10 protein-coding genes are annotated in these 12360 nt (G+C 51.9%); all 10 read left to right on the top strand.

Annotated elements, in window-relative coordinates:
* Window position 1: 1 nt before the first annotated feature.
* The 10 genes from A9Q02_RS05580 (at window position 2) to A9Q02_RS05540 (ending at window position 12357) form a co-directional block, all read left to right on the top strand.
* Window positions 2-1108: a glycosyltransferase family 4 protein gene (locus A9Q02_RS05580; RefSeq protein WP_097651370.1), complete on the top strand. Its 1107-nt coding sequence runs from the start codon at window positions 2-4 to the stop codon at window positions 1106-1108.
* Between the two features lie 185 nt (window positions 1109-1293).
* Window positions 1294-1575 carry an SAF domain-containing protein gene (locus A9Q02_RS05575; RefSeq protein ID WP_245860374.1) on the top strand — a complete coding sequence of 94 codons (282 nt, stop codon included), beginning with the start codon at window positions 1294-1296 and terminating at the stop codon, window positions 1573-1575.
* Window positions 1576-1699: 124 nt separating this feature from the next.
* Window positions 1700-3220, top strand: coding sequence for an oligosaccharide flippase family protein (locus A9Q02_RS05570; RefSeq protein ID WP_097651368.1), 1521 nt, complete (start codon window positions 1700-1702; stop codon window positions 3218-3220).
* Complete coding sequence (locus tag A9Q02_RS05565; protein ID WP_097651367.1) at window positions 3217-5142, top strand: hypothetical protein; 1926 nt, start codon at window positions 3217-3219, stop codon at window positions 5140-5142. The genes A9Q02_RS05570 and A9Q02_RS05565 overlap by 4 nt, the downstream gene beginning before the upstream one ends.
* A gap of 96 nt (window positions 5143-5238) precedes the next feature.
* Window positions 5239-6648, top strand: coding sequence for a hypothetical protein (locus A9Q02_RS05560; protein ID WP_097651366.1), 1410 nt, complete (start codon window positions 5239-5241; stop codon window positions 6646-6648).
* Between the two features lie 705 nt (window positions 6649-7353).
* Entirely contained in the window at window positions 7354-9174 is a 1821-nt protein-coding gene (locus A9Q02_RS05555; protein ID WP_172450674.1) for a right-handed parallel beta-helix repeat-containing protein, read from the top strand.
* 69 nt (window positions 9175-9243) lie between these two features.
* Complete coding sequence (locus A9Q02_RS05550) at window positions 9244-10233, top strand: Gfo/Idh/MocA family protein (RefSeq protein ID WP_097651364.1); 990 nt, start codon at window positions 9244-9246, stop codon at window positions 10231-10233.
* Window positions 10234-10341: 108 nt separating this feature from the next.
* The gene (locus A9Q02_RS05545; protein WP_097651363.1) at window positions 10342-10959 is read left to right on the top strand and encodes an acyltransferase; all 618 of its coding nucleotides are present in this window, start codon (window positions 10342-10344) and stop codon (window positions 10957-10959) included.
* A 43-nt stretch (window positions 10960-11002) separates the two neighbouring features.
* Entirely contained in the window at window positions 11003-11173 is a 171-nt protein-coding gene (locus A9Q02_RS23595) for a DUF2442 domain-containing protein (protein WP_141508735.1), read from the top strand.
* 44 nt (window positions 11174-11217) lie between these two features.
* Complete coding sequence (locus tag A9Q02_RS05540) at window positions 11218-12357, top strand: DegT/DnrJ/EryC1/StrS family aminotransferase (protein ID WP_097651362.1); 1140 nt, start codon at window positions 11218-11220, stop codon at window positions 12355-12357.
* Window positions 12358-12360: the final 3 nt, after the last annotated feature.

The raw sequence follows: 12360 nt of genomic DNA, 5'->3' as shown, positions 1-12360 counted from the left end.
CATGCGAATCCTTTATTTTTCGATGAACTGCTCAGTTCACGATCGCCGCTTTCTAGCTAGCTTTGTGAAATACGGAGTTTATGTAGGCTTTTTAACGTTAGAGACACAAAAGGTGCCTTGTGAAGATTTGGCTGGTGTGAAGTATCTAGGCAGTCTGGACGTACAGGCGAATGCTAACGCCAAGGATTTGATGGATGCAATCCCTTTATTCACACGCATTTTGCATCAGTTTGAGCCTGATTTAATATTGGCGGGTCCACTGCACAATTGCGGTTTTATCGTTGGCGTTTCCAATGCCAATCTTCCTTTTGTAGCCCAATCATGGGCATTTGACCTTCTCTGGGAAGCTCGGCGCGATCATGATTCTCGTTATCGGACACGAGTGGCTCTAGAGGCGGCAACTGCATGGTTCTTGGACAGTAACGCACTCCTTCAGGAATGTCAATCTCTGACTGGTCTGAGCATTCCGGCAAATTTCGTTATGCCATGGGGTCTTGAGTCTATTGATATGTATTCCCGTAACAAACACAGAGATAGTTTGCGCCGTCAGTTGGGTATTGAGGCGTATACCATCCTGCTGTGTACGCGAAATATGGAGGAAATATACGGCACTAAAATACTTCTGGAAGCTTTTCGTCTGGCGCACAAGCAAAATCGCAATCTGCGATTATTCTGGGCAGGTGATGGCTCTCTGCGATGCATTGTAGATAATTTCATTGAAGCCCATAAGCTTAATGAATCTGTCGAGCTATTGGGGCTTTTGAAGCATGATCATTTGCTGAATTTTTTCGCTGTCGCTGATTTTTATGTCAGTTGCTCTGCTTCCGATGGAACCTCGATCTCTTTGCTTGAAGCAATGGCTTCGGGTTTGCCAGTTGTAGTAAGTGATATTCCTGGTAATCGAGAGTTAGTTCGTCATAACGATAATGGGTGGCTGGCGAAACATGAAAGTGCTAGCGAATTTGCGGCAACTATGTTAGAGGCAACCTCGGCATCTCATGAACGCCTGCAGCAGATGATCCAGAAAAATCTGGTTCTAGTCCAAACAAAAGCAGACTGGAGTAGGAACTTCTTTTTCTTTCTAAGATTTCTTAAACAATGTATGTAACTCTCTTTTCTACAGTCAATTTGATGTTTTCTATTGTTGTGGATGATCGACTGCACCAGTTTCCGTGATGCTGGGCATTACGGGACATGTGTAATATAGCAAAACAGTCATCCGCTACGCCTGGAGGTGCCAGATGAAGATTGCCCGCGTTGATGTTATTTGGCTTTTTTCCTGGATTTAGACCTATGGATGTTCCTGATCAGATCAATGCCGTGCGCATCACAGAAAAGGCATTGGGCAAGGTCAACTACGCAGTGACCGAAAAAGACTCCGCCAGCCGGGTCTTTCGTCGCTCGCTCTTTGTCGTGCAGGATATGGCACCCGGCGATGTGTTTACAGCAGAAAATGTGCGCTCGATCCGCCCCGGACACGGGTTGCATACGCGCTACATGGACAATGTCTTGGGCAGATATGCAACCGCCGCCATCCAGCGAGGTACTCCGCTCTCTTGGGAGCTAATCGGCTAGATAGGCTCATGTCACGAGCGTTTTCTTCAGGTAGGCCTAAGTCGGACAAACCAGGAAAAAAACATGAACAGACTGCGGCTTCCGAGAAGAATTCGTGCGATCCTTGCTAGGAACATACACAGCAATGAGTGAAGCGGCACAGCGGTTAACAGCGATATACCACAAAGTTGCACTCAGCCTGCAAGGGTTTCGCCGCAGCAAGTTGTTGAGCAATGCCACAATCTATATCGGTGGGACGATGCTGCAGAAAGCCTTCGGTTTTCTATTGATCCCGCTCTATACGCGTTATTTAACCCCAGCAGATTATGGCATCATCGGGCTGGGTGCTGCGATTTCAGGTGTGCTGGCACTGTTGATCGGCCTGGGCATCTACAGTGGTGTGGCGCGCATGTTTTACGATTACCTGGACGATCCCGTTACCCTGCGTCGCTATATTAGCACAAACAGCCTCTTTCTGTTTGGCGTTACTGTCTTGTCCGTGACCATGCTGCTTATGTTTGGGCAGCCAGTCTGGGATTCGTTGACTTCAGGCCAGGTTGCGTTCAAACCATATGTGCAATTGATGGTGCTCGGCGCCGGTGTAGATGCCCTTGCGCAGTTGCCGCTTGTGCTCTACCGCACAGAGCAGCGGGCTGCAGCGTTTGTGATTGCGCAGATCAGCATGTTTGTACTCCGTGCCGGTGCAGTGATCTATTTCGTCGTCTATCTGGGAATGGGTGCTGCCGGGCAGATGACCGGTGACCTCATGGCCTCGGCGGCTGTGGCAGGCGTGTTGCTGCTGTTGCTGGCGCGACGCTACGGGACACTGCATATACACCGCGATTACCTTGCGATGACGCTTGCCTACAGCCTGCCCTTGCTGCCCCATCTTTTGTCCGCATGGGCACTTGGTGCTATTGATCGGCTGATGCTTGAGTCACGCGTGTCGCTGACAGAACTCGGTCTGTATAACCTTGGCTATCAGTTGGCGCTGGTCATGAATGTCCTCATTTTCAGTTTCAACCAGGCCTATTCCCCGTACTACTACGGATTGATGAAAACAAGGCAGCAGCCAGAGTTCATTATCACTCGCATCATCCGCCTCTTTGTGGCGGGCATGGGTGCACTCTGTCTTGTTGGCATTCTCTTTGCTGCGGAGTTTGTGCGCTGGATCGCCCCCATCCATTATGCTGGTGCGGAAGTCTATGTTCCACCGATCTTGTTCGGCTACCTCCTATTGGGGCTGTATAACTTCTCCATTGCACCCATCTTTTATTACAAGCACACGCGCATTGTTCCGCAGATCACATTGGTTGCGGCAGCCCTCAATATCGTGCTCAACCTCTGGTGGATACCCCTCATTGGTGCTTTAGGGGCGGCATGGGCGACCGCTTGCGCCTACGGCCTTTCGTTTTCGCTTGCCTTTATACGGGGGCGGAAGTATCAGAAAATTCCACTCCCATACCCTTCGTTAGCGGTTGCTGTTGGACTTGTTTTCATGGGCGTTTTATATGCAATTTATGTGGCACCATTGATCCAGGTGCCTATCAGTGCGCTTGCGCTCAAAGCAGTAATCCTCTTAGTCTATGCGATCTATGCCTACCTGTGGTTGGTCAGACCCGTGCTGGCGACATCCAGATTTGGCAAAGAGGGTCTTGGCGCATGATAGCAAAAGTTTCTGGCCACGATCGCAGATTCGATAGCCCGGTGGATGCCATCCGGCTGTTTCTCGGCGCTGCCGACTGGAAACCGCCAGGGGTGACATTTTCAGCGGGTGACATTCGCATCGTATTTGCTCAGGCATATCGCGCGTATGTGTGGGATGATGAAAGAGGCGTATGGCATTCGCGCCCTATCGCCCCTGAACTCGCAGGCAAAGATTACCTGACAACTGTTCATGCCTGGATTGACGATTATTCGACCAAAGCAGACCTCCATCGGCGGATCATGGTGAACGGCGTCAGCCTCTGGTGGCTCCGTTACGCTCGTATGTTGTTGGACAGACTCGAACGTGGTCAAGTGTTTGCGCTCATAGACCTGATTGCAGATATTGCCCAGTCCCACCCCATCGCAACAGTCTATGTCGACAAGCCCTACTATGCCAAAACCTCCTTGATCCGCAATATGCTGCCCGCTGTAGAGGTTATAGCTGAACCTAATACAGTGTCTGCGCTTCAAAGTCGCTCATTACTCATACGTCGGGTAGCGGCACGGGCACTGAATGTCGTCACCAGCGCGCTCGTCCTGGCCGGTTGGTTGCTGAGACCGAAGACCGATGTGCTTGTGTTCACTTCGTCGCACTATTTGCGGCGCAGCGCGTTGGCACCATCGAGCACCAAGCAGACGCAGTTACAAGATGTCTACAGTGTCCCAGTGACGTCTATCTTGAATGCTGCTGGCAGACGGGTGCGCACGATTGAGAAAGATATGCACAGCGATGTCGTCGGCTATTCTTTGCGGCATCGTGGGCTGAACTTCGTTTCGACTGATCTCTTGTCTGGTTTAGCCACATTGGGAAGGTTAAGACCTCAAAAAGGTACACCAACACAGCTAGACTGGGAGGCAATAGAGCAAGCGGCGCTGATCAATGCCACCTACAATGATGTAGCTGTCGGGTTCATAGTGGTGCCTATACTAAAATATGCGCGGGTTGATGTTGAACGCTTTGTTCATCTTTATGCAGTATGGCTGCGTCTGTTGGCCTGGCTACATCCACGGCAGATCATAGTGGTTTGTGCGTACTATTTTGAGGCCCATGCACTGATTATGGCTGCACGCAAACTAGGCATCCCAAGCTTTGAACTTCAACATGGCATTATCCATGCGCATCACCTGGGCTATATGCGGCCATCGTCGAATATTCCATTAGGGCAGGCAACGAAGTTGCTAGTTTGGGGAAGTGCAACGCACGATCTGTTGACTCAGCAAGGTGGATACGACACATCAGAGATAGCGGTGGTTGGCAACCCTCGCCTGGACGTCTATCTGGAAACGACGACGCTGCAACCACGTCTCGTTGCTGCAGTGCGTCAACAACTTGGTCTTACTGCTGCGACCCCCATCATACTTCATACGGCATCGCCTGAGACAGAACACTTCTGCAGCAAATCTGAACTTGTCACGGCGTTGGCTCCGTCACTTACCAACGCGTACTTGGTTGTCAAAGTCCATCCAGCCTCGCGTGATATGAATGCATGGCGCGACGCATTTGCCTCTGCTGGAATTGTCGACCGTGCCGTTGTGCTGCGCGAAGAGATCGATCTGAATGCACTCATCCTGTCCAGCACAGTACATATCAGCTTCAACTCAACCACGATCATCGAAGCTGCCGCTCTCCAGCGCCCCAACTTGATTTTGCAGTTCCCCGGCGCTCTGGATCCAGTGGGCTATATTCGGGACGGAGGAGGCGTCGGCGTCGGTTTGACTGGTTTGGCGGCAGAGTTGTCTCGACTGCTCGCTGACCCGGCGCAGCAAAAAGCCGAAATACTCCGGCAACAAGCATTTGCCGACAAATGGTGCCATTGTGATGGTCAGGTCATGAAACGCATTGCATCGGTAGTGCAGCATGACGATGTTGTCTTTCAATGAAAAATATTTAATATGGATTTTACACCTTCTCTGTCTTCCATAAATTCGAATACTTCCTCAACATTGCCAAGCATACGCAGGAACAGCAGCATTTGGATGCGCCTGCTACGCATCGCAAATACATCTTGGGTGTTCCTATTACCATTATCGTTGGTAATGATTGTTGTCTTTTCCTTTCAATACAGCACAGTCTCTGTCCCCTTCTTTTTCGTATTGATGCTGGTCGTCGGTCTGTCCATCATTGAGACACAACGCCGCCAGCCCGATTATATCTATCTCCGCAATCTTTTTCTGGCTGTCTTTGCAATCCGAGTGATTAGCTCGATACTATTCTATTACGCCTGGAGTTTCTACGGTGGTGTTCCCTTTTATGGTGCCAAGTATTATGGCGATTTCCTTACTGATGGAGAAGACTTCTATCGGTGGGGTATTATGGCGAGCGATCTGCCCTTCTGGGATTATGCAGGCCTTCAAGATATTGTGAGGAGTCGCTACTATGGTTATATTTATACTTTGGGGTTTGTTGAGCGCTTCTCCGGCCTTTTTATGGGGGACAGCAGTTCACTAAATGCCAGAATTCTGAATTCTGCCATCGTAGGGTTTGTTGCAGTGATCATTGCCAGGCTTGGTATGCGGAAGTTGGATATGGGGCGGTACGCACCGCTCGGCGCTGCCTATTTGTTTGCCATCTATCCCGCTTCAATCATGGTCTCGGCTGACGTGACGCGTGATACGATTGTGGCACTCCTCGTCTTGCTCCTGGTCGTCAATTTTGAATATCTCCGCACACAACGATTTTGGTTCGCTCCCCTGGTCTCTTTTGCGTTGCTCACAATTGTTCTTGTCGGATTTCGGCTGGAGAGTCTGCTGCCGATGGTGGTGGTTGTCTCTGTGGCTCTCGTCTTGGGGCATAGGAATCATACAAACCGTATCTCAGCGCCCAAAGTGCTTATGCTTTTCCCGCTTGGGCTCATTGCACTTGCAGCGCTTTTGTTCCTTGTCATGGACGGCGTCATTCAGGCGCTGGTGATCGATCGCGGCATGATATTCTATACAGAGCGGATACTAGAGTATAATATCTCTGATGACAGGTCTGTGGCTGGATTATTGCTAAGTCTTCCAACGCCATTCAGCCAGTTGGCTCGCTTGTTTTATCGTTTGGTTTTACCCGTTCCTATTTTTGGTAGAGCATTTGATGCGAACTGGTCAAATTTCTCAGCCTTTCTCTGGTATCCACTTGTTCCCTTTGCTGTGATCGGGGTGTTGCAAGGCCTCCGACATCCCAGACGTACAACATATGCTGTTGCTATCCTTGTCTATTTTGCGGGCGTTGCCCTGACAACATTGAATGAGCGGCATGCTATGCAGTATATGCCGCTGCTGATGCTGTTTGCGGTGTTTGGCGCTGTAAAGCATTATCGATGGTTTACCTTGTGGATCATTTCTCTGCCGATTCTTCTGAGTACTGCTTATGTAGTTTACTTGGTATATAAAGGATTCTTTTAGACGCAACCGCGTTTGTAGCTTCTGGGGACTAGTTCTCGTTGCGCTTAGATTTGGCGCGTCTACGATTATCCCCTTCAGGTGGTCGGGCAATCTTGCGCTTACCAGTGCAATCAGCCATCACCTGCCGGCAATGGTTGATTGTTATCTGAACTGCGCACCGGAGGAGTATTCAACAGCAAAAGAACAGCCCGACCAAACTCCTGTACCTGCGGAAAACACTGTTGTTTGCTGGCAACTCACGATTGGCAACAGGTAGGCTCAACAGTGCCCGTCAACGAGCTGACATAGACAAACTGCGTGCCGCAATCTGGCAACTGCAATTGGCCGACGCCACTCTGCGCGATTCACCCGACATTGATCCGATGCTACACGGTGATACCTTCATTGGTTGCTGCGCGCCATTGGCCGCGAGTATATCCGTCGCGGGCAAATCACACAGGCAGAAGTTGCTCTGCGAGAAGCAGCAACAATCGCATTTCGAGATGCACGATTCTGGATCGATTGGTTGAAACTGCGCGCCGACCACAACCTTTGTACTGATGATGACGGTATCCTGGCCAGAATGTTGCCGCCCGCAGCTGAGAATTCAGACGTCCAGGCTGAATTATTGCGCCTGAGAACAATCTGTGGCATGTGACCAAAGTGATGGACAATGAAGACCAAGCATCCTGACCATCTGCTCACATTCGAAAGATGAATGCCGTTATGACCCAACTAATCATGGCATTGGTGCTAAGTTTTGGCGCAGTGCTAGGTGCGTGTCCCCTGAGCACAGCTTTCTCCACGCCTACAGCACACACGCTCCAACCGACCCAATGGATCGAGCCGTCCAGTGAGTTGCACATTTTTAGTGTGTTGGATTACGGGGTTCAAGTGGGGAGGGGGAAGGATGATGCGACGCGCAATGCAAACGCCCATGCAATCCGCCGTGCGATAGACGATGCAGGAGCAGCGGGCGGCGGAGTCGTGCAGTTTCCGGCTGGCAATATCGAGGTTTCTCAGTTGGTTCTTAATGATTTTCCGGACCGGATTGCACTCAGGGGGATGGGACGAAGTATTACAACGCTGCACTTCCAACCATCACCGGGCGAATGGGGCTTCCAAATTACGTACGCTGGAGAAGGCACCAAAACCTTTTTGACCGCTGGTGCCAGTGGTGCAGATACCCGTCTGCGTGTTTACGATGCAACAGGTTTTTCATCAAATTCTGTTGTCAAGTTAATTGACTATAGCACTGATATGGCTGGCAACGGCTCATGGCCGTACGATCCGCGCCCGAACCTGCACAACGGCGAGTTCCTACGTATTGAGCAAAGCAAACCAATCAGCGCTATGTTACACCTTGTAACCCCTGTCCAGTCATCTGTAGAATACGAAGTGCATAAGACCAGTCTGGCAGAAGACGTTGTAGAAGGCGCACTCCAGTTACCGGTGATTAGCGCAGAAGAATTCTATACAGGTAGCAGTATTGTTCTGCTGCCTGTCGGCAGCGCGCCTGTCCTTGCGACAGTGACCGGCGTTGGCGACGACTCGATTCTGTTGTCCGAGCCTGTCCCCCAAGAGATGAATGCAGGCACAGAGGTATTTACGCATGTGCAGGTTGAACTTGTAGACGCAATTCACGGTCTCCATTTGGCAGACTTTAGTGTCCGCTTTAATGGGGTTGATGCACGCGGTATGCTGGTATCAAACGTGCAGGATTTCCTGATCGAACGCATTGCCATCTATGGCGGAAGTTGGGCCGGCATACGGTTGGACAACTGCCTTGATGGGGACATTTCGCAGTTCCTGATTGCAGAGGGTGATCAGACTCGGGAGACAGGCAGTGGGTATGGACTGCAAACCTACGGCTGTCAAGCCGTAAACATCCATGACGGCATCATCAGAGAGCATCGTAGGGCGATTGATCTCAGCGGTCTTCACCCAAGCCGTCTCGTCCGTGTATATGACAATTTGCTTGAGGGGAGCAGCCGCATTGCAGGTTCAACCGTTGCAGGGATACATGGCACTGCTGAACACTGTGACTTTTCGAATAATCTTCTGGTCGGCGGGCGCAACGGTGGACTGATCCTAAGGGGAAACTTTATCACGGTTCATGGCAATCGCTTCGTGGGAACACACCTTGCCGCAATTGTCATTGCTGATGGCGCCTATGTCACCGTAAGCAATAACACCGTCGAAGGTATGAAGCGCTGGAATGTAGACAGCGGCGGTCGTTGGGTCGGTCAGTTTATTCGCCTGCGCTCGCAGCGCGCTGTGCAGTTGATCTCCAGAGGCAATACGACATTCCTTGAATCAGCTCATATTCGTGTAGAAAATAACGTAGCCAATGCTCGTGTCTGGGTCATGGACGACATCGTATTTCGGTCGGGCGCGCCCGGAGAACAGGCAATCGTTGATATTCAGGCCGGTTCCCAAATCAGACTGTCATTGAACAGCAATGCTGTCAACTATGACAGTCTCATCATTGGAGAAGGCGACGTGTTCCCAGAGTGGGATCAGGTAATCTGGCCCAGTGAGCAATAGATAGGCTTTCGCCCTGGATGCAGTTTTGACTTGCCAGACAAAAGACTCAACATTTCTGAGGCAACCACAATGATGCAAGTAGGCATAATAGGCTGTGGGTACTGGGGCAAAAACCTAGTGCGCAATTTCCGACAGTTGGGTGTACTACACTCGATCTGCGACATGACCGAGCAAGGACGTGCGGATGCGCGTCAACTAGCCCCTGAATGTGATGTCGTCGAACACCCAGACGATGTCTTAAGTAGCCCTCAGTTCGACGGTGTGGTGATTGCAACGCCCGCCGAGACGCATTTTTCATTGGTAAGGCAGGCGCTGCTAGCAGGCAAGGACGTGTTTGTCGAAAAACCGCTAGCTTTGACCTACGAGGAAGGTGCGGAATTGGTACGGTTGGCAGTTGCAGCGCAGCGCATTCTTATGGTTGGTCATGTACTGGAGTATCATCCTGCCATCGTGACCCTGTACCGTCTCATTGAGCAAGGCGAACTGGGGAAGATTCACTATATCTATTCCAACCGGCTGAGTTTGGGCAAAGTACGCCGTGAAGAGAACATTCTGTGGAGTTTTGCTCCGCACGATGTGGCGGTAATACTGCGCCTGTTGGGTGCCCTCCCTTTCCAGGTCGTTGCGTGCGGTGGTGCCTATCTACAGCCTAACATTGCCGACGTGACGGTGACCAATCTGCTTTTCGATAATGGGGTGCGCGCCCACATTCATGTCTCATGGCTCCATCCCTTTAAAGAACAGCGATTGGTTGTCATCGGTTCACGCAAGATGGCGAGTTTTGATGATGTGAACAAGCGTTTGGTGTTGTACGATCAGCGGGTGGAATGGCAGGAAGGGCAGCCAATGCCGGTGCGCCACGATGGCGTCGTTGTCAACTACGCAAGCGATGAGCCGCTGCGTCTCGAATGTCAGGCGTTTCTCGATGCCATGGCGACACGACAACCGCCGCTCACCGATGGGCAGAGCGGGTTGCGCGTGCTGCGTGTGCTGCAGGCAGCGCAGCGTTCGTTGGTGACTAACGGGCATCCAGTGCATCTGCCGATCGAATCGTTTTGAGAAGGAGCTTTGTTGCGTGGATGAAAATGAAGTGCGAAAATGGGACACAGTTGCTCCGGAGCGGGTGGATCAAAACGGATATGAGACAAGCGTGATAAGAGGCGCTAAATGAACGAGCGAATCTATTATGTCCATCCTAGTGCCTATGTGGACGAGCCATGTGAGATTGGTGCGGGCACAAAAATCTGGCACTTCTGCCATGTCATGGCGCATGCCCGACTTGGCGAAAACTGTAATCTTGGGCAGAATGTATTTGTCGCCGGCGGCGTTGTCATCGGTGCCAATGTCAAGATTCAGAACAATGTGTCTGTCTACGCCGGTGTGGAATTGGAGGAGGACGTTTTCTGTGGGCCTTCCTGCGTCTTCACCAACGTGATCAACCCGCGTTCGCAGATCGTGCGCCAAGGTGCCTATATGCGAACACTGGTGCGCCGCGGCGCGACCATCGGTGCCAACGCCACAATTGTCTGCGGTGCCACCATCGGTCGCTATGCCTTTATTGCGGCGGGCGCCGTCGTGCGCGGTGACGTGCCCGACTACGCTCTGATGGTAGGTGTGTCGGCGGTGCAGAAGGGTTGGATGAGCCGGCACGGCCAGCGCCTGTTCGCACCGGCGGACACTGACGGCCTGATGGTCTGTCCGGAGAGCGGCTGGCGCTACCAAGAAGTGGAACCAGGTATCGTGCATTGTCTGGATTGGCCGGAGGATCAGGCACTGACCATTTGAGGGGTGAATTTAATGTCACCAATGCTTGTTTATAGCGGCTCACATGCATGGATTTCGGTTGCTGATCAACGTAGAGGAGTACTTTTTTGCTTTCAACGACTATCCACGATTTAAGAAGGCGACCGTTGAACAGATCTTTCAGGTAAAACATATTGGTATGGATCAACTCCAGTGGTTTGATTTGGATGTGAATATTGAGTTGAATACCCTGTAACATCCTGTGAATTACCCATTGGTATGGCGAGAATAAGGCACATTATGCATACTCTGCAGACAAATGAATCCGCGACGCCCGTTCCTTTGCTCGATCTCAAAGCCCAATATACTGCCCTGCGCGACGAAATCCATGCCGCCATGGGCAGGGTAATCGAGTCGCAGCACTTCATTCTTGGGCCGGAAGTCGAGGCGCTGGAGCGTGAAGTCGCCGCCTATTCGCACTGCAAGTACGGCATCGGCGTTTCCTCCGGCACCGATGCCCTGCTGGTGGCACTGATGGCGATCGACCTGCAGCCCGGTGACGAGGTAATCACCACGCCCTACACCTTCTTTGCCACGGCCGGCTCGATTGTACGGCTGGGCGGACGACCGGTCTTTGTCGATATCGACCCGCGCACCTATAACATTGACCCGGCCGGCATCGAGGCCGTGATCACACCGCGTACGAAGGCGATCATGCCCGTGCATCTCTTTGGGCAGATGGCGGATATGGATCCGATCATGGCGATTGCCGAACAGCACGGTCTCACTGTCATCGAGGACGCCGCGCAAGCGATTGGCGCCGAGTACAAGGGACGCCGCGCCGGTTCGATCGGACATTTGGGCTGCTTCAGCTTTTTTCCCTCCAAGAACCTGGGCGGCTTCGGCGATGGCGGCATGGTGACAACCAACGACTCCGACCTGGCCGACAAGGTAAAACTGCTGCGCGGCCACGGTGCCCGCCCCAAGTACTACCACAAGGTGGTGGGCGGCAACTTCCGGCTCGATGCGCTACAAGCTGCGGTGCTGCGCGTCAAGCTCAATTACCTGGACGAATGGACTGCCGCCCGCCAGTGCAACGCCGAGCGCTACCGCCAGTTGTTCGCCGCCGCCAGCGTTGACGCCGGACTGCCCTACGATGTCGGCTTTGGCCGCCATATCTACAACCAGTTTGTGATCCGCAGTGAGCGTCGTGATGCGTTGATGGCGTATCTTAAGGCGCACCAAATCGGGACGGAGATATACTATCCGGTGCCGATGCATCTGCAAGAATGTTTTGCTGAGCTTGGTCATCGGTCTGGGGATTTCTCATTCAGTGAGTCGGCTGCATTGCATACGTTAGCAATCCCAGTTTACCCAGAACTCTCCGACGATATGATTAAGGCTGTAGTTACCGCATTTAGCCAATTCTGGGAAGCATGAGTC

Origin of the sequence: Candidatus Chloroploca asiatica (genome assembly GCF_002532075.1) — a bacterium.
GTDB lineage: Bacteria > Chloroflexota > Chloroflexia > Chloroflexales > Chloroflexaceae > Chloroploca > Chloroploca asiatica.
Note: the sequence above shows the minus strand (reverse complement) of the source record. Positions and strands in the feature narration are given on the sequence as shown.

Excerpts from the sequence above, each read along its gene's own strand:
- A9Q02_RS05560 (WP_097651366.1), top strand. The coding sequence starts at position 5,239 with ATGCGCCTGCTACGCATCGCAAATACATCTTGGGTGTTCCTATTACCA.
- A9Q02_RS05580 (WP_097651370.1), top strand. The coding sequence starts at position 2 with ATGCGAATCCTTTATTTTTCGATGAACTGCTCAGTTCACGATCGCCGC.
- A9Q02_RS05545 (WP_097651363.1), top strand. The coding sequence starts at position 10,342 with ATGAACGAGCGAATCTATTATGTCCATCCTAGTGCCTATGTGGACGAG.
- A9Q02_RS05575 (WP_245860374.1), top strand. The coding sequence starts at position 1,294 with ATGGATGTTCCTGATCAGATCAATGCCGTGCGCATCACAGAAAAGGCA.
- A9Q02_RS23595 (WP_141508735.1), top strand. The coding sequence starts at position 11,003 with ATGCATGGATTTCGGTTGCTGATCAACGTAGAGGAGTACTTTTTTGCT.
- A9Q02_RS05555 (WP_172450674.1), top strand. The coding sequence starts at position 7,354 with ATGACCCAACTAATCATGGCATTGGTGCTAAGTTTTGGCGCAGTGCTA.
- A9Q02_RS05540 (WP_097651362.1), top strand. The coding sequence starts at position 11,218 with ATGCATACTCTGCAGACAAATGAATCCGCGACGCCCGTTCCTTTGCTC.
- A9Q02_RS05570 (WP_097651368.1), top strand. The coding sequence starts at position 1,700 with ATGAGTGAAGCGGCACAGCGGTTAACAGCGATATACCACAAAGTTGCA.
- A9Q02_RS05565 (WP_097651367.1), top strand. The coding sequence starts at position 3,217 with ATGATAGCAAAAGTTTCTGGCCACGATCGCAGATTCGATAGCCCGGTG.
- A9Q02_RS05550 (WP_097651364.1), top strand. The coding sequence starts at position 9,244 with ATGATGCAAGTAGGCATAATAGGCTGTGGGTACTGGGGCAAAAACCTA.